16 protein-coding genes are annotated in these 17,539 nt (G+C 49.1%); 15 read left to right on the forward strand and 1 reads right to left on the reverse strand.

Translation table 11 applies throughout. The annotated features are described in order from the left end of the window. The first annotated feature begins 24 nt into the window (after nt 1-24). Nucleotides 25-804, forward strand: a complete 780-nt coding sequence (locus HGB51_RS12890; RefSeq protein ID WP_141739029.1) for a hypothetical protein — start codon at nt 25-27, stop codon at nt 802-804. Nucleotides 805-875: 71 nt separating this feature from the next. Here the strand turns inward: HGB51_RS12890 and HGB51_RS12895 are convergent, their stop codons facing one another. Then, a complete protein-coding gene (locus HGB51_RS12895; RefSeq protein ID WP_141739028.1) occupies nt 876-2,225 on the reverse strand; it encodes a hypothetical protein in 1,350 nt (449 codons plus the stop codon). 293 nt (nt 2,226-2,518) lie between these two features. Between HGB51_RS12895 and HGB51_RS12900 the strand changes: the two genes are divergently transcribed. The 14 genes from HGB51_RS12900 (at nt 2,519) to HGB51_RS12965 (ending at nt 17,472) form a co-directional block, all read left to right on the forward strand. Beyond that, nucleotides 2,519-2,962 (forward strand): LexA family protein, encoded by a 444-nt coding sequence (locus HGB51_RS12900; RefSeq protein ID WP_070206741.1) that lies wholly within the window; start codon nt 2,519-2,521, stop codon nt 2,960-2,962. A gap of 56 nt (nt 2,963-3,018) precedes the next feature. Beyond that, entirely contained in the window at nt 3,019-3,954 is a 936-nt protein-coding gene (locus HGB51_RS12905) for a hypothetical protein (RefSeq protein ID WP_141739027.1), read from the forward strand. Nucleotides 3,955-4,018: 64 nt separating this feature from the next. Continuing rightward, on the forward strand, nt 4,019-4,879 hold the full coding sequence (locus HGB51_RS12910; RefSeq protein WP_141739026.1) for a hypothetical protein: 861 nt from the start codon (nt 4,019-4,021) through the stop codon (nt 4,877-4,879). Next, a complete protein-coding gene (locus tag HGB51_RS12915) occupies nt 4,879-6,141 on the forward strand; it encodes a Y-family DNA polymerase (protein WP_070206739.1) in 1,263 nt (420 codons plus the stop codon). The genes HGB51_RS12910 and HGB51_RS12915 overlap by 1 nt, the downstream gene beginning before the upstream one ends. 72 nt (nt 6,142-6,213) lie before the next feature. Further along, nucleotides 6,214-7,029 carry a hypothetical protein gene (locus tag HGB51_RS12920; RefSeq protein WP_141739025.1) on the forward strand — a complete coding sequence of 272 codons (816 nt, stop codon included), beginning with the start codon at nt 6,214-6,216 and terminating at the stop codon, nt 7,027-7,029. Nucleotides 7,030-7,439: 410 nt separating this feature from the next. Beyond that, entirely contained in the window at nt 7,440-8,861 is a 1,422-nt protein-coding gene (locus HGB51_RS12925; protein WP_141739024.1) for a hypothetical protein, read from the forward strand. Nucleotides 8,862-8,863: 2 nt separating this feature from the next. Next, nucleotides 8,864-10,159, forward strand: a complete 1,296-nt coding sequence (locus HGB51_RS12930) for an ankyrin repeat domain-containing protein (protein WP_141739023.1) — start codon at nt 8,864-8,866, stop codon at nt 10,157-10,159. A 131-nt stretch (nt 10,160-10,290) separates the two neighbouring features. After that, nucleotides 10,291-10,872: an ankyrin repeat domain-containing protein gene (locus HGB51_RS12935; protein ID WP_084738836.1), complete on the forward strand. Its 582-nt coding sequence runs from the start codon at nt 10,291-10,293 to the stop codon at nt 10,870-10,872. A 111-nt stretch (nt 10,873-10,983) separates the two neighbouring features. Beyond that, a complete protein-coding gene (locus HGB51_RS12940) occupies nt 10,984-11,982 on the forward strand; it encodes an ankyrin repeat domain-containing protein (protein WP_171966852.1) in 999 nt (332 codons plus the stop codon). A 133-nt stretch (nt 11,983-12,115) separates the two neighbouring features. Next, nucleotides 12,116-13,117 carry an ankyrin repeat domain-containing protein gene (locus HGB51_RS12945; RefSeq protein WP_141739021.1) on the forward strand — a complete coding sequence of 334 codons (1,002 nt, stop codon included), beginning with the start codon at nt 12,116-12,118 and terminating at the stop codon, nt 13,115-13,117. A gap of 120 nt (nt 13,118-13,237) precedes the next feature. Further along, the gene (locus HGB51_RS12950; protein WP_070206735.1) at nt 13,238-14,773 is read left to right on the forward strand and encodes a hypothetical protein; all 1,536 of its coding nucleotides are present in this window, start codon (nt 13,238-13,240) and stop codon (nt 14,771-14,773) included. A gap of 178 nt (nt 14,774-14,951) precedes the next feature. After that, nucleotides 14,952-15,422 carry a hypothetical protein gene (locus tag HGB51_RS12955; RefSeq protein WP_171966853.1) on the forward strand — a complete coding sequence of 157 codons (471 nt, stop codon included), beginning with the start codon at nt 14,952-14,954 and terminating at the stop codon, nt 15,420-15,422. Between the two features lie 470 nt (nt 15,423-15,892). Further along, nucleotides 15,893-16,933, forward strand: a complete 1,041-nt coding sequence (locus HGB51_RS12960) for an ankyrin repeat domain-containing protein (RefSeq protein WP_141739019.1) — start codon at nt 15,893-15,895, stop codon at nt 16,931-16,933. A 98-nt stretch (nt 16,934-17,031) separates the two neighbouring features. After that, nucleotides 17,032-17,472, forward strand: coding sequence for a hypothetical protein (locus HGB51_RS12965; RefSeq protein WP_141739018.1), 441 nt, complete (start codon nt 17,032-17,034; stop codon nt 17,470-17,472). Nucleotides 17,473-17,539 lie beyond the last annotated feature (67 nt).

Consider the following 17,539-nt stretch of genomic DNA (forward strand, 5'->3'; position numbering starts at 1 on the left):
GATCAAACTTGAAGGAGTAAGGATATGCCGCATTCCCCGGACATGGATACCCAGGTCAAGTTGTTCGTGCTGCGGTCGCGCGCGCGGACTGCTGATATCCAACGGCGTTCCATGATGAACCAAACGCTGGACATTGAAGAGGAGACCCGTCATCGGATCTCTGCTGAAGGTTGGGAGCGATGCCTGTTGCGCGAAGGGCCGCGACAGGCGGAAGAGGTCATTCAGTTGTGGTGTGTGTTGCAGGCAAAGAAGTCGGCTTATGCTGATCTTTCCGGCGACCAAGAGATTGTCGATCAGAAAGTTCAATCCATGCGCATGGATGAAAAATTGATCGATGATATCGACAAGTGGATTATCGCTTCCGCTTTTCATGACACGCTTCGATCAACGCAGATCAAGACCGCCAGTGGCCGCTGTCCGCCTTTGCTGCTCCAAAAAAGTCCGCAGTTGGAGCAAGGCAAGGTCCGGGTTGTTGAAATCTTGAACAAGGAGTTCAAGGTGGATGGAGTTGCTGATTTTGACTATATGGATCGCAACTACGAACTGGAAGCCCAAGCTAAACGTAACCGTGAAACGCTGTTGCTCTACGCCAAAGCGCTGTGGTTCGATCACACGGTTTATTCGCGCGCCATCAAGGCCGTGGCCGATGGGGATACGGATCTTCTGTTGAGGTACGACCAAGCTGTCTACGCCGCGTACGAACGGGCAGTGTCCCTGCCGGCACTGGGGGACATCATGGTCAAAGTCTTTGCCGCACTGTGCGCGCAGAAGCCTTACAGCGCGCACCTGTTCGACACTGAGTGATCGGGCGCGTAGAGGGTCATGGCGTCCAACGATCGCTGCACTGCGGCCGGCCCAAAGCAGCCACCTGGACATCAAACTAAGCCCTGCATTGCAGGGCTTTTCCATTTTTGCTTATTACTTAATTGGTGATTGTTGTCGATCAATGTTGTCTGGATGCATGATAGATCTGCCTGAATTACAAATACCAATTCATTGAGCTGGTTATTGTCAAGCCGATGTCTTTTTGATGCGGCAAGTGCAAGCTCGATGGATTGAGCCATTGATGCAATCAGCCTGCCAAGCGCGGAGCAGGCTTCATGCGATAGTGATTTGCTGGAAATTAGCTGTTTGGCTAAGGAGGCGGCCCGAGCCAGCCTGCCGACACTGGAAGCAATTTGGGTTTCCAAATCTTTGAGTATGATATCAGGGGATTTATCAGAGTGGAACCCGACGTACATCTTTCCTTGGAGTTTTTTGTACAGGCTTTTGGGTGTGGTTGCGATGATATGTAAAACCTCCGTGTCTACCTCTACGAACTTGAGGGCGTTGTAGTCCAGTGTTGACGCAACTCCGTCCTTTAGAAGTTGATCGACGGATGATTTTAGTGGGTGCACGTTTCGACGGTCGCTGTTGAAGATCGTTGAACACAAGGTCGTTATCTTGAAATCAGAAATCTTTGCTGGCTTGTTCCCTTCAATTGCGCTCGCCATTTCCTGAATGGCTTTTTCGGTTTTTATGCGGGTGCTTGTAAAATCATATTGCGGGGTGATGCTATAGACGTGCAAAACGCTTTCGTGCAACCCCCAGGCGTCGAAGTTGCAAGATGCTAAATTATCTTTGGTGAAAAATGGCGATTGGTTGTGATGCGTGCGCAAGGAGGTTTCAATGGCACTTTTGCAATATTTGGTGTCGGCCTCATTTATGTCGCCTGTCTCACTGGCTTTTTGATATATCTCACCAAAGCGCGGGTCTAGTAGGTCGTGTTCCAGTAGGTGTTCTTGGTAAAAACCCAGTTGCGCGATTTGCTGGGCAATCATGCCGGGGAGGAAATCATCTGTCAGGCGCGCGACAAGTGAGTGCGTTTTATCATCAGCAAGTACGGTTGGCAGGTCACGGGTCGTTATTAGGTGTTCGTTTGGTGGGAACTTTAGGATGGATGTCTCCATTGCGCTTGCATTGAATAGGTTGCATATCAATGTGTTGAGATTTCTTGAGTGATTGCGTAGTGCTTCGGTTAATTCGTTGGGCTGCGCCAAGTTCAACTGAGTGTCCGCCAAATAATTAGCTAGGGCGGATGGTGAGTGGTTGTGCAGCTGCAAAAGTTCTCTGCAAGCAGACTCAATGTTTTTTTCTTCAAATGGCTGGCCGCCACGTTCCTGCATCGATCTTTCGTAATCATGCATGAGTGATTTGAAGTCGTCGCTTTCTAGTTTTGATTGCATATCGTCATCCAATACATTTGTTTGCCATGAATAGTTGGCGCGCCAAATTGCCTGTCTGCACGGTTTTTCGTCCCACGTTCGTGTCTAATAATGTCGGTTGTAAATTTCGATCATAGCCGTCTGTGCGGTCGGAGTCTTATATCCAACGTGCTGGATGTCACTCTACGCACTCTATGCCTGCTGCCCGAGTGACCGGGCTTCCGGTCGGGCGGATGTGAAGGCGTTCAGCGCAAGCCGTTAGTAATGTTGCTAACGATGGCTGTACTATGGCCGGCCCACCAGCGACCGCAGCCATGGACAGCACCAATAGTCCCACAAAGGCCCACCAGCAGCCGCCAGAGGCCGCGCACCCTATGCTGCCGGTACGCGTGACCTGTGGCTTCCCAAGCCCCGCTGAGGACTTCTACGGCGCTGGCGACGGGCTGGACCTCAACCAGCACTGCATCTCCAACCCTGTGGCTACCTTCTTTGCCCAGGCCGACACCGGCACCTCAATGGTGGGCTTTGGGATCCAGCCTGGGGACACCTTGATTGTCGATCGCTCGCGCACGCCCAGGAGCGGGGACATCGTGATGGTGAACTGGGAAGGTGGGTTCACCGTGAAGAAGTTGGTACAGAGGCGCGGCCACTTTGAATTGCATTCGTCCGCAGAAGACATCCCGCCCATCATCGTGCCGCCCGACATTGAATTGGATGTGTGGGGCGTGGTCACGTGGTCGTTTACCCGGCACGCTTGACAATATTGGCTCCTGTGTTTGCTTGAATGTATTCAAGGCAAATAAGGGGGTTTTATATGGTGATTTTTCAAAAGATTAAGGCGCTATTCATACGGGCAGCTGTTGAGCCGGTCAAGGCATTGCCTGTGGCAGTAGAAGATGTTCCTACCGTAGAAGATTGCGTGCGTGATAGTGGCGCTGACGAAATGAGAAATTCTTTGGTTCTATTGGGGTATCGTGAATCTCTTGTTGATCTTGTGTTGGAGGGGGATTTAGAAAAAACAGATGACTACTTGTCTGTCTACCGCTACGACGCGACGCGCGTGTTTAATTGCGCCGTGCGTTTTACGGAAAAAACCACGATCTCCCGGTCGGATTTTTTGAGGGTTTCTGCAAAATATGTTGCCGACTTCCCGCTCATTCATGATTTATTCGTTGTGAACGCAGTCGGCAATCTTGATGTTATTACGGCTATTGAGATGGTGAAGCAGGGCGTTTTAGGCAATCGCGGCAACTGTGAAAGACTTCTTGTTGATCTATCCACGCATATCGATTGCCACCCGCGCATGGCGGATCTGCTGGCTGCGATCATTCGGCACCGGCCATCATTGGATTTTGGGCGGATGCTGTACATGGGACTGGGCAATATGGCGTCAGTGCACAGGTTGTCCAAGATAATGCAGAATAATGGATATGATTTCCCAGGCTGCGAGCCAGTTACGGTCGCGCCATTTTTGTTGAGTGTAATAGACCATGACGACTTCGAGCCTGGCGTGATTTCCGATTGGCTGGCGTGGGGGCTTCGCATTGAAGATCCCGAGAACTACTACCTATCCAGTCAATTCATTCAAGAAAGCAAATCAAAATACAAGCCGATATTGCAGTCCATTGTTAATGAAATGCTTGAAGGCGAACGACGTAACAACGAACGACAAGCCGCCAATATCACCACGGCGCTTGCCGACGCCGGCTTGACGCAAGATGACACCCCGAAGCCGAAAAGAAGGATGTGACTGAGCTTGACAATATCGGCTTCTGTGTTTGCTTGAATGTATTCAAGGCAGGCAGGGGTTCAATATGGAAATTATCCGCGCATTAAAATCATTCATCCTGAAATCTAAGTTCATAAGGAGGCTCGCGTTTATTATTTCTTTGCGTCATTATTTTGAGCCGCGATTGCTTGAAGTCGTTGTTGATGGAAATATGAGAGAGGCCGCGTTGTACTTGTCAGCCAAGCCGGAAGAGGCGGCGAATGTATTTGGCTGCGCCTATCTCTATAACTCGCACTTCAATAACGAAAGGTCGGATATCCTTAAGATGTCGGCATCGTTCGTTGAAAATTTTGATGAAATACGAGTTGCATTTATTGAGAATGCCGTGAATAACCGTGATGTAGATACATCAATTGAACTGGTTAATTCGGGTGTTTTGGATGGGTGTGGGGACATTGAGCAACTTCTTGTTGAATTGTGCGAAGCCTACAGTTGTTGTCCGGAGATGGAACATCTGGTTGCAACCATCATTCATCGGAGTAGGTCTGTGGATTGTGCAGTGGTACTTCACCAACTGAACTATTTTCCATTGCTTTCACGCCGCCATGGATTAAGGGGAAGGGGCGTACATTCCGCTCTTCGTATCATGCATAAGAATGGGTGCAAATTCGGTGGTGGATCGCCCGTAAATCCAAAATCATTTTTCTATAGTTTTAACTACAGTCACGGTCTGATTTCGGACTTGATCGAATGGGGTGTTTGTGTGGAACGTCCATCACGCGACTGCAATGATGATGAGAGCAACGATGATGTTCGGTATATCAATTCGGAAATCGATGAAGGCGAACGCCGTATCGCCGAGCGTGACGCTGCAAATATCACCCAAGCACTTGCCGATGCCGGCCTGACTCAAGATGACGCCCCTAAGCCGAAAAGAAGGATGTGATGTCTGTTGCGCAACCATTGATCGGCTTGGTGGATGGGAACAACTTCTACTGTTCCGTTGAGCGCGTATTTGACCCCAAGTTGCGCGGTGTTCCTGTCGTTGTGATGTCCAACAACGATGGGTGCGCCATTGCCCGCAGTGAGGAAGCCAAAGCGCTGGGCGTGACCATGGGACAACCCATCCATCAAATCCCGGCACACATCCGCAAGCAAATCGCGTTTCGCTCACCCAACTTTGCCTTGTATGGCGACATCTCCGGACGCATTGCCACGATCCTGACCGACCTGTTTCCACAGGTGGAGGTGTACTCGATCGATGAGAGCTTCGTGTCCTTTGACGGGATCCGCGCCCAGGAGAGGCGGGCGGTTGCCATTGAAGCGCGTGCGCGGATCCTGCAATGGGTGGGGGTGCCGTGTTGTGTGGGAATTGGACCCACCAAAACGTTGGCAAAAATGGCGAACAAGATTGCCAAGCGCACACCGCATGGGGTCTGGAACGTTCGCCGCAAAGACCTGGGCGCGTTCCCCATCGGTGACGTGTGGGGCGTTGGGAGGAAGTTTGCTGCGCGCCTTACGGCCGAAGGGATCCACACAGCAGCGGATCTCATCTCCGCCGATCCGCGAGCCATCCAGGACCGCTACGGGGTGGTGTTGGTGCGCACGCAAACCGAACTCAATGGCGTGCGATGCGCCGAGCTGCAGGACGAAGAGCCCGAACGACAGCAGATCGTGGTGTCCCGCTCATTCGGCAGTGAAATCCGCAGCCACGACGACCTGGCACAAGCGGTGGCCACCTTCGCTCAGCGTGCCGCCGAGAAGTTGCGCGCCCGCCATCTCAAAGCGCACGGGGTGTGGGTGTTCTTCCACACCAATCCGTTTGGGAACACCCCCCAATACCACCCGTCTCGCACAGTCCGCCTGGTTGCGCCGACATCCGACACACGAACTATTTTGGGAGCAGTTCAGGCAGCAACGGCAGCGATGTACCGCCCCAACGTTGCGTGGAAGAAGGCCGGGGTAGGGCTGGTGGATCTCAGCGCCGAACACATCCAGCAAGCGGACCTGTTCGCCCCAGTGCGCAACCCCAAAAACGAAGCCTTGATGAAGGTACTGGACGCGGCCAACCACAAATTTGGGCGCGGCAGCGTGTCCTTCGCGTCGTCCAGTGCAGCGCCGGACAGTACCCCCGCATGGGCCATGCGGCAGGAGCATCTGTCGCGTTCCTTTACGACACGTTGGAGTGAGATACTGGTTGCCCAATGAGGTGGCACCAACCCTCATGATGTCTGGCTTACAGATGTAGGCAGGCGCGAACGACCACGACAGGGGCTTTTCATGAAATGGATTTTCGGTGTTGCAGCAATGGCCGCGTGTGCCAATCTTTGGGCGAGTGTATCTCCGCTTGCTTCGCCATGCGTGTTGACTGTTGGGGCCGTGGTTGGGACGCATCCCACATTGGAAGTTGCCGCACTGCTGGAGGCGGCGCCGACGAAGGATGAATTCCAGACATCGGAGCAACACGCAGCGAACGTAAAGGCATTTCTTGCAACTCTCCCGGCACAAGTGCAGGGCGGGCAATTGTGTGTATCGCCAATCGCCGACCAAAAGTTTTTCGACTACGACGCCGATGCCCAAGTTTTGTGGGCCAATGTGGAAGCTGCCTCCGGCACCCGCATTTTCCGTACGGCTCATGGGCGGATCACTGTGAGGGATGTTGTCTCCGATGAATGGGACAGCGTGGTTTCCGACCGAGTGATGACCAATGCTTTGGGTGTCAGCGTGGATGGGTTACATGCCACTGGAAAAGCAGCATCCGTTGGCTTCACCAGCGAGCAGATGGACGCATTTCACCGAAAGCTTCCTTACCACCGCTTCAAAAGCGCGTATGGGTCAAAGGCAATGTCCGTGCTCATGGATCCGAACCAGGCGCGAGACGTAAAGCCACACGCAATGTTGGTGTTCCAGTACAGGCTGCGAAGCCCATATCTGGCTCAAGGAACCGATGTTCATGCCGCTATGATGGACAGCCCTGGGAGCTTTGCCATTGAGAAATCGGTGGTGCTGGGTGACCTGATTGCCGTCGGCATTGTGGATGGCCGGACGGGTGAAGTTCTCGCCGTGACGCGGAATGAGGCAGATCCAGCACTTTAACTTTGGGTTGTCGAGCTGCTTTGTAGGTCATCAGAGCAACAGTCCAATGCGTCCATTGGGCTGCTTGCCAGTGCCGATAGTTTTCCAATCAACCAATGATTTTTCCGATTTCTTTGACTATCTTAAGTATGATTTTGAGATTTTCAACGGGTCCGTAAATTGCCATTACTGAGATGAGAATTAGAGTTGAGTATAGGTCCATAACTATTTTTCCTTGTAAAGTTATGGTTGCACGGTCATTTCCTTGTGTGGGTGTGAGTGCGGATTGAATTCTACGCTGAAAGTTATAATTAACAACTGGCGATGTGTGGCAAGTCCAAGTGAAGCCACTGCACTCCCTTGAAGTGCGTATGTCGCAAGCAAGGGTGCAATTCTAAAATTGAAAATAATTCGTAAGGGGGAGGTGTGGCATGATGACCATCGATGATATTGCCAATCAGTTTAAGGAATATATCGAGAATGGCGGCAGCAGTGCGCGTCGAGATATGCAAACTGTATCTCAGATGATCGATTCAGGCGAGCTAACACAAGATGATGTTCTTTTGCGTGAGAATTTCGTTGAGCGATATGTGTGGCTTATTTGCAAATCGAGAAATATCTTCTTGTCGTGGGCGAACTCCGATAATGGGCGGCCGGTACTCAATCAAAACGCGGGTATCATTGGGATGGTTGACCCGGAAAATGGAAACATTGTGGCGTTCACGATGCGTCACTCTGAACTAGCTGAAATTGAAGTCGATATACCGAAGAAAGGGAGGTACGCCGTCATTTCATATGAGGATTTTTCAGTTTGCCTGTACAAGTCGTACGAGGACTATCTGGAAAAATGGAATGAAGAGCATGGTGCCCCATCTGAGTATACGGACGATGCGCCATCGATGGCAGAAGAGCTAATTTCCAAGTTTTCAGAGTTCAAAAAGCAACTGCAAAACGCGGAAGATGGCAATGATGATCGTGCGTTTTCTTTTATGGAGCGCATGAAAGCCAGCGCAGACTCATACAGACGTCCGAACACAATAAGAGAGGCGCGAATTCAAGCTGGGTCAGTGTTCGCTGAGTCAGACGATAAGTTGCTAGAAGCTGTTGTAAAGGGTATCTATCAAAGTCGTCACGTTGACATAGATCCGAACGATCTTCGACGCTGTGCTATTGCTGCCATCTGCGCTGGACGGGATTTGCTTTACAAACAAAATGGACGAGTGGTAGATGACTCAAATCCATTCTCAAATGTGGCCGCTTCTAAGTCCCCGGAAGGCATCATCCATTCGTTTGCAATGAGCAATCATGTTGTTTTCTTTGGAGACGAGCCACTGGAAGAAGATGAGCGTCTGACGTTCGATTTGGACTACGTTCCACTTTCAATCCATTACGTTGACGCACGCACGCGAACTGTTAAAGAAATCACCCAGGAAGGCGAGCCGAAGAGTAAATGCCAAGATTTTCCGCGCCTGTTGGATCTAATCAATAATATTGGTCACGATCAACTTGGTGTTGTTGCAAACAATTTGGCTGTGATCGATGGAATAGCCAACGAGCAGCTGCCACAAGCCTTGGAGCTGGCGCTGTCAGTCGCAAAAATTGGATTTAAAGGCGGGCAGCTGGACGCCGTAAACGCCTATATCCGCGTGCGCTATGCAATGCGACTCAGTGGAAATCAAGACTGGTCTGTTGCCACCAGTGGCCGCGTTGTCACCGGACGCAACGCTGCCATCATTCTCAACTGTGATGCCGGGGCGGGGCACATCTATGCTGACGATGATGTGTACATGGCATCTATCAGTCAAATTTTCTTTATAGGCAAGGATGGCATCAGTCGATTTGTACGTAATTGATATTGAACGTAATCGTCAGTGAATCGAAGTGTGTAAAAACAAGCCCGCGAAAGCGGGCTTTTTTATTTGGATTGTATCCCACTCTTAAAGTGGCTTGGGGCTTGTTACTGCAAAGTACAACAAAAGGTATTGACAATATTGGCTTCCGTGGTTGTGTGGATATATCGCAACCAGAAAGGGGGTTTTATGGAAAATCGATGGGTGTGTACTGCGCGCGGGAAGCATATCTGCGAAAAAGCCTTGAGGACTTCACAAAGATCGTTTCAGTCTGCGTCAACATCAACTATCACTTGGGGGGCAGCGTCACAGACCAGGGGCACAAAAACACAACTTTGTTGCACGAGTGCATCAAAGATGGCGCGTACGATTTTGCAAAAGTGCTGATTGTGCACGGTGCGGATCCCAGCATTGGGGTTAGCCGTTCGTGGGAACTGACGGAATACGAAGCCAAGCATGCAAGTCCCCTTCATTCGGCAGTGCAGGATGAACGAATTGAACTTGTGCAGTTGCTGCTTGACGCAGGAGCTGACCACAGTGCAGTTGATGGAGACGGGTACACGCCGCTGTGTGTGGCAGTGAGAAACGACAAAATTGCTATTGCCAGGACTCTATTGGCAGGGGGAGCCAATCCCAGTCAAGTGCATGACACCGTGAAATGTCCGCTTCTGTGTGCCAATTCAGCGGCTATGGCGAAGTTGCTTGTAAGTAAGGGGGCAGATGTCAACATGGTGATGGGAAATGGCTATCCTCTTTTGTCCATGTTGATCTACGACGGAAAAGTAGCAATCGCCCGCTATATTCTCAAAGAATACCAACTCAGGTTTGATTTACGAGACAGGGATGGACAGTGGTTGGATCGACATCCGTTGATTGTTGCATACAGGGCCAATGAGTTTGATGTGTTCAAAGATTTGGTTGAATTCTCATGCCCAAACCAGCTAGGAGCATGGGGCAGTATTCAAGAGACTGTTGTTGAATTAGACTCGTACGATTACGCGAGAGTGTTGCTTAAACGAATGGTGCGACTGGGCTTAACTATTGATAGCACCTTGCTGTATTGCGCAAAGTCGCGCCGAATGCAGGAAATGCTTGTTCAATTTGGCGCCGATCCAACCATTAAAAGCCCGGAATACGGGAAAAAAACGCCAGATGAGTACATGATCTACCGGGATCGAAAATTGGTTTGGCGTGATCTGATTGAGCGGGCTCCCAGCATTGTTTCTGAACATCAGCGGAAATTACTGGCGGAAGCAGTGGGGCTGGAAGCTGAGCCTGCACCAGTCAAGCGGCGCATGTAGACCAAAAAATCATGATATTTGATTTTCATGCTTGACAATTTTGAACCCTCTGTTTGATTGGTGAAATATCAATCAAATAGGGGGTTCGCAATGAATGATGATGAAACTATTACTTCAAACAGCTTCAATATTTGGAGCATCGTCTTGACCTGGCAATCAAGCAAGATGATGTGGGTGCTATCCAAAAGATGATCGGGGAAGGTCTTGATCTTAATGTGCTGAATGCCCATGGCGTTTCTTTATTGTCAGCTTCGATTTGGTATGAGTCTCGTAATATTGTGCGAGAACTCATTGCGGCCGGTGCGGATGTCAACACCCAGGACGCGGATGGCGATACGCCACTGCACATTGCTGCGCATATCAACGACATTGAAGTAGTGAGCTTGTTGATTGATGCAGGCGCTGATATCAATCGTCAAGGCGCCTATGGGTTGACGCCACTGCACCACACAGACTGTGGAAAGTGCCAGGAGCTCCTGGTTCGGAATGGTGCAGACCCAACCATTAAAGATGAAGACGGACAATCTGTCGATGTTATGAACGCTGCACGTGTTGAGGATCGAATGTTCGGTGGTCAGAGCTACAGCCAAGCCGTGGGTACTATGAACATGTATCTGGAAGCAGATCAGCGTGCGGCTGAGCAGCGCGACGTTTTACAACAGGCCATTGAAGAATGCGTTCCCAGCAGACAATCCATGACGCGCCGAATGTAATTGATGAGCATGTTGGAATAAGGCCCGCTTATGCGGGCCTCTTTTTTGTCTTGACAAAGTTCAAACTTCTGTTTGATTGAAGTCATATAGAACATACGTAAGGGGGTATATATGACAAATTTGAAGTTGAATGAACTGCTTAGAACCGATGAATGGGATGCTGTTTTGGATCGAGACGAAATCAAGGAATATTTTCAAACCCATGACGTGAATGAGACGTTCTATGTGAGTGGAGGTGCGAGCCAAACACTATTGACGCCACTTGCTTATGTATCATCAAAGAGTATCAAAAATAACGTTGGTGACAACGTTCTTGATGTGATGAGGGATTTGATTGAATTGGGTGCAGACGTGAACGCGCCAGTTCGCAAGAGTGATTACTTTGGCGACGGGTTCTTAGATGGTGACAAGGAATTGGTAGACCTTGCTAATGGTGCAGATCGCATCGAACTGTTGGTCAAAAATGGTGCCAGGGCAAAAGAGTCGCACATCCTCACTTTGTTCCGAGACGGGGCGGATGGCGCTTTCATTGCAGAAAATTATTCTGACTTGATAAAGCCCAGGCATTTCTTCTACTTAAATAACGACGATGCAAGTGCAGCAATCATAGATGAACTGGCTCTTAAAGGTTATGACTTTAATATCCAGGATGTGAATGGTGACACCGCGCTCAGCATGGTGCAGGACATTGGTGTTGTGAAACGTCTTGTTGATGCGGGAGCTTCGGTGCGTATTCCGAACAATGATGGTGAAACATTCTTGGATCAATGCGATGCGGGGTTTATTGAGAGAAATACATCTGCTGAGGGTGTTAAAATCATGAAAGAACTTGGCGTTGATTTGAATTCTAAAGATATTTGTGGAGATAATACCGCCCTTCACATCATGATGATAAATGGCAACAAATTGGATGGCATTAGAAATCTGTTGGACGCCGGAGCCGATCCAACTGTCCGGAACGCAGATGACAAGCTTCCATCCCAAGTGGGTTTCACTGGGGCGGATCGCCATGAAGCCGTATTGTTGTTGGAAAGCGCGGTCACAAAGAGAAAATTGATGGAAGAACTGGGTGAGTCGCAACAACAACCCATCATGCGGCGAAAGATGTAAGAAAAATCTTGCTGATCTAAGGCCCGCTCAAGCGGGCCTTTTTTCTATCTTTCAATCCGGAACAGTTATCTCATTGACAAAAGGAAGTCATCTGTTTAATTGATGTAAGGCCAGAGCTATAGGGGGTTTGAAAATGAAAACTAAGGCGGTGCATGATGTTCTAAAAACCAGCGAAGTTGAGGCTGTTTTGGACCGTGAAGAAATTAGAGAATATTTTCGGGTAAATGATATCAATGAGTCTTTTGTTGTAACCGGAGTTGCGAGCCAGAGCCTAGTGACGCCGCTTGCGTTCGTTGCAACAAAAAGCTTGCATCCAGATAGACGGGGGCACGTCATTGAAGTTATGCGAGATTTGATTGCGCTGGGGGCGGATGTTAATGCGCCTGTCCAGAGATTGGGGTACTTCGCAGACGGCTATTCTGGCGGTGAAGGCCATGATTTGGCGGACGTTGTATACGGCGCAGATCGCATTGAGCTGTTGATCAAAAATGGTGCAAGTGCCAAAGAGAAGCACATTCACTGTTTATTTCAGGAAGGGGAGAATGGAGCTTTCATTGCTGGCAACTATTTTGACTTGATAAAGCCCAGGCACTTTGCTCAATTGAATAACAGACATGGAAGCTCATCAATTATCGATGAGCTGGCTCTTTCCGGGTTCAATTTCAATGCGCAAGATCGTAACGGTGACACAGCTCTTGCTTTTGTGCGTGACATTCAGAACGTGAAGCGCCTTGTTGACGCAGGCGCGTCATTAACAATCCCGAACGTCAGTGGTGAAACGTTTCTGGACCAGTGCAACGGTGATTTTGTGCACCGAAATTCGTCGCACGAAGGCGTTAAAATCATGAAAGACCTCGGCATTGATTTAAATGCGAAAGACGCATTCTCTAAAAACACAGCACTTCATAGATTGATGATCCTTGGCAACAATGTGGCAGCAATAAGTGATCTATTGGACGCAGGGGCTGATCCGACGGTTAGGAACGGAGAAAACAAACTTCCAACAGAAATGGGTTTCCCTGGGGCGGATCGCCGTGAAGCTTTAATGCTGATGGAGAGCGTAATCAGCAAGAAAAACTTGCTGAACGAGTTGGGTGAGACATGCCAACAGCCCATCATGCGGCGAAAGATGTAAGAGAAAAGCCCGCGATAGCGGGCTTTCTTTATTTCAAGAATTGGCCTTGCATGCCATCGGCCATTGACAAATTCCAAACTTCTGTTTGATTGGTGAAATATCAATCAAGTAGGGGGTTTAATGAACGAGCGAACTATATTTAACAACGATGAATTTGTTGCCTTTATCGATACAGCGACACCCGAGGAACTGAGGGAATACTTCAAGGAAACACATTTAAGTCACAATGTGAACGACACTTTTCTTGTCGAGCTAAGCGATGGAATTGATTTTGCTGGCAACGCACTTCAATACGCAATCTACTCAGATAAAACAGACGCAAGTCATGTCCAGGCGATCATTGACAGTGGTGCAAAGGTTGACCGCATTGAGAAGCCAGGTTTGCATCAACTGTATGATCCCAACGTGCAGGATCCGGACGAAAATGATTACATTCAACTTTCCTTCGATCCATTCACTGATGCGTCGGCCGACAAGGTGGAAGTGATTACCCGTGCCGTTGAAGAGTACAGCCAGTGGGTTAATCGAAAGTACAGTGACGCAGAAGTTTACGATTTGCTCACCAAAAAGGATTCATCGAGCATTGGCGACTACTTCGGCCGCCATGACCCGAACGCGGAAATCACCTGGGAGTACCCCGAAAAAAATTTGAGGTACGTCGGCTCCATATGTGGTTTGGCAGCGTTTGATGAAAAGGTGGATGGCTATTACGGCTTCAACACAGTTTTAAGCAAGGGCGGGGATCCGAATTTGCTGTGTCGTGTTGAAAACATCGACAACACGGAAAATTACGACGAATTAACCGTCACCGAGTTGTGCCATTCGGTCGATAAAATCAACCGTGCCTTAGACAAGGGTGGACTTCCCACGGAACATCTGTTGGGCGACGTTCTGTATGGCATGAAAGAGGAAGCTGCTAACGCTTCTCAGTTTTTCTCTGTCCAGGATTTTGCTAGTCGAATGACGATGCCAAAGGAACAACTTGAAGAAGCGCGGCGGAGAGAAGAATCCGCTTCCAATAATCTCAGGCAACTTGCGCCGCTTGAATTGAGGCTGGTCACGGACTATCCCGATATCTTTGAATCCCAACATATGCATGGGATGACAAACCCCCAGGCTGTAACAGAAATGCTGCTGATGGGGCACGATCCCAGCGTGGTGAACGAAGACGGGCACAGTCTGATGCTGGGTTCGCTTTTAAACGGAAATTTTGAGACGTTTGCAGTTTTGCAGCGGTTCGGCGTTGAGCCTGGGCCCGAAGGTCAGCGCCCCATGGATCTGGTGGTTAAGCACTATGAAAAAGTGCAGAAGGAACATGTACCTGGCTCAGGGGAGTTTGGAGAGTGGAGAAAATGCGACTATGCCATCAAGCATCTGATAGAAATCTCTGATGACCGTACATCAGATCTGGACTCCTATATGAAGCAAAACAGCCCCGACGCTGATGTGATCGTTGAGATGATTGATCGTGGCGCCGTGATGAGTGATGAAGCGCAGCAGAAATATATGTCACGCGGAGGAAGCAGTTTCTTGGATGAGGCGTACCAGGCTGGCAAGGATGCAGTCCAAGATGCCCTGAACCGACAGCAACGGGATACGATCCTGGCGGAAGTTGGGGAGGTATATACCCCGCCAACCATGAGACGAAAGATGTAAGAGAAAAGCCCGCGAAAGCGGGCTTTTTCTTTGAGCTTGACAATGTTGGCTTCCGTGTTTGAGTGAATGCATGTCAATCAAATAGGGGGTCAGTATGGATGCAAGTTATATAGGGTGGATCGCATTGGGCATTAGTTTTTCATCAGGTGCAGTATTTTACTATTTGGTCAGACGGTGGATGAAAGGTATTCTGACTGTAGAGGCTGAAAACAATCCCAAGATTGAAAGAGGTTTTGATATCGATGGTTTCTTGGATCTTGTTTGCACTAGGCTGGATGAGAATGCACCTGGTCTTGTTGGTGTGGTAATAAATCCCCTAGCTTCTCAGTTTTGGAGTTCGCGCCCACCAACAATTCGATCTGCATTTTTTTCACTACTGTATGGCGAGTTAAAAGAGAAACTAGAGGGTGGAGCCAAAGTCAACCCACATGACGCTGCGACGCTTCTACAGATGCACAATCGTGCGAGGTACTTCACCAATGGAGCAGGGGACATTCCTCAGTGGGAAACGGACCAAAGATGGCCCACACTTGAAGAGCAGTGCGAGCATTTAATTGAGGTTGCGCGGCGCCGACAGCAGAAAAAACTTTTGGACGTTGTGTCGGAAGTGCAGGTTGAAACGCCAGAACCGGGGAAGCGAAAGATGTGACGAATGAAGCCCGCGAAAGCGGGCTTTTTCATTGAGCTTGACAATGTTGGTATCCATGTTTGATTGATTTCATCGCAATCAAATTGAAGGGGGTGTTATGGATAAAATTTATCTTGCAGTATTGCAACACTGTTTTGATGATCTACATGGCTCTATCACTAGCTACATCGAGGCGTCAAAATCAAAAGCGAAGGTTGAACGAGCGATGTGGATCAGAACTGTTTGTTTGTCAGTTGTGACTGCTTTCAGTTTTGGGCTTGCCCTGGGATGTTTAATCGCCAGCGTTTAAATTGGATTGACTGATGTGTTTGAGACAACAAAAAGCCCGCTTCGGCGGGCTTCTTTATTGGGATTATATTCCACTCTTAAAGCGGCTTGGGGCTTGTTGGCGTAAATCACAATAGAAGGTATTGACAATGTTCGGCCTTGTGTTTGATTGAAGGTGTATCAATCATTCAGAGGATTAAAATATGACGAATTATTTATTGAGTGGGGTATCTGGGATTTGTGCTTGGGCGGCAACCGCCAAAACAAAGATTTCTGATGCAAAGCACAGGTTCCAATCAAACAGATCAGCAAAGGAAATGGAGCGTGCACTTGCGAAACTGCCAGCTGGGTTTCGTTTGACGTATGCCATTTCAAAAGGCGATGTTGGGACGTTTAAGTCGTTGATAAGCGAAAATCCGTGCCTTGCTCAACAACACGCTGCGCTGGGGACTGGATTCAATCAACCCGAACTGCTAACGATAAACCGCATTGTCTGTTCGGCCACGGCTGAAGCAGACCCACACAAAGAAGAAATGATCTTATATGCACTCGAAAAAGGGGCTGACATCAACGCCCGTTTGCACGGCAAGGGTTGGACCGCTTTGGAGTCAGCAGTCTATTCCCGAAACATTAGACTTATTCCGTTTCTTATCAAGCATGGCGCGCGCCCTGTGGATGGCGATGGGGATGATGTTCTTAAGGGTGAGAATTTTTTGCAGGAAATTTTCAAACTCAATCGCTACTATTTGGGAATCGCTTCCTCAGGATTACTACTTGAAATTATGGATTCGTTTGCCTCAATTGGACTGGTGAATGATTGCTCTAATCCAAAACAGGTGTTAATTGAATTTAACAACTCAGATCCTCTCCCTGAGATTTACGTTGCACTTGTCAATCGCTTGGTGCAGTCAGGGCTAAGGACTGATGAAGTGCAATTCGATCTTTGTTGGCTATGGAGGTTGATAATCGAAAAGATAGACGATTCATATGATTTGACCGTACTCCAAAACAATTTTATCGAGGATTTGGCCGTAAGTGGTTTTGAGTTGACAGATCAGCACGATATATGTAATACCGATATGATATCCATTCCGAGTGAGCGCCGCCCCGCAATTAAAGAATTGATTTTGCAATTCAGTGCCGCAAAGGCAAGTGTGCAAGCAAGAAAAGAGAAGGAAAACATCTTGCGCGAACTTACTATCGCTTCGGAAGATATAGAAGTCCGGCCCAGACGGCGTATGTAATGGAAACCCATAAACCCGCTTCGGCGGGTTTTTTATTGGACTTGACAAAAGTGTGAGGCGTGGTTGATTGAGATTTCATCATCACGTAGGGGGTTGAAATGGTTGGATCTTTTTACGACAGTGCGCCGGCCACCGAACAACAAAGAATTTGGCGCGAGTCGACACCAATAGGCCGCATCTTTGAACAGCCGGAACCCATCGTTCTAGGACCATTGCTGTGCGAAGCGCTGGACTTCAACGCTGCGGAATTGCCTAGTGATTTAACGTTCTGGCGTTCGGCCATCGAAGACCTGGCGCTTCGATTGCACGAAGGGCTCAAAGTCACGCCCAGGGCGGCCGCCAAAATCATGTGCGCGTACAACATCCATGTTCGTTTTAATGATCTTCCAACACCCCAATGGTCGATCCCCGACAGCCCCACAGAAGTGGAATTGACCCAGCACCTCAGCGATTTCCTGCATCACAAACAACGTCAGCGATTGCACCACGCCATTGGTGTCGAGCTTAACCATTCGGAAAGGATAGAGCGGCGAATGTAATTCCAGCTTGACTCCCGAAGCTAATGGGAGCTAGCTAGAACGGCTATGGGGTTGACAATATCCGTTC

It is taken from the genome of Stenotrophomonas bentonitica (assembly GCF_013185915.1).
GTDB lineage: Bacteria > Pseudomonadota > Gammaproteobacteria > Xanthomonadales > Xanthomonadaceae > Stenotrophomonas > Stenotrophomonas bentonitica.

Coding starts and splice junctions, on each gene's coding strand:
- HGB51_RS12895 (WP_141739028.1), bottom strand. CDS start 2,225: ATGCAATCAAAACTAGAAAGCGACGACTTCAAATCACTCATGCATGAT.
- HGB51_RS12955 (WP_171966853.1), top strand. CDS start 14,952: ATGAAAGGTATTCTGACTGTAGAGGCTGAAAACAATCCCAAGATTGAA.
- HGB51_RS12940 (WP_171966852.1), top strand. CDS start 10,984: ATGACAAATTTGAAGTTGAATGAACTGCTTAGAACCGATGAATGGGAT.
- HGB51_RS12920 (WP_141739025.1), top strand. CDS start 6,214: ATGAAATGGATTTTCGGTGTTGCAGCAATGGCCGCGTGTGCCAATCTT.
- HGB51_RS12925 (WP_141739024.1), top strand. CDS start 7,440: ATGATGACCATCGATGATATTGCCAATCAGTTTAAGGAATATATCGAG.
- HGB51_RS12965 (WP_141739018.1), top strand. CDS start 17,032: ATGGTTGGATCTTTTTACGACAGTGCGCCGGCCACCGAACAACAAAGA.
- HGB51_RS12905 (WP_141739027.1), top strand. CDS start 3,019: ATGGTGATTTTTCAAAAGATTAAGGCGCTATTCATACGGGCAGCTGTT.
- HGB51_RS12890 (WP_141739029.1), top strand. CDS start 25: ATGCCGCATTCCCCGGACATGGATACCCAGGTCAAGTTGTTCGTGCTG.
- HGB51_RS12900 (WP_070206741.1), top strand. CDS start 2,519: ATGGACAGCACCAATAGTCCCACAAAGGCCCACCAGCAGCCGCCAGAG.
- HGB51_RS12915 (WP_070206739.1), top strand. CDS start 4,879: ATGTCTGTTGCGCAACCATTGATCGGCTTGGTGGATGGGAACAACTTC.
- HGB51_RS12910 (WP_141739026.1), top strand. CDS start 4,019: ATGGAAATTATCCGCGCATTAAAATCATTCATCCTGAAATCTAAGTTC.
- HGB51_RS12960 (WP_141739019.1), top strand. CDS start 15,893: ATGACGAATTATTTATTGAGTGGGGTATCTGGGATTTGTGCTTGGGCG.
- HGB51_RS12945 (WP_141739021.1), top strand. CDS start 12,116: ATGAAAACTAAGGCGGTGCATGATGTTCTAAAAACCAGCGAAGTTGAG.
- HGB51_RS12950 (WP_070206735.1), top strand. CDS start 13,238: ATGAACGAGCGAACTATATTTAACAACGATGAATTTGTTGCCTTTATC.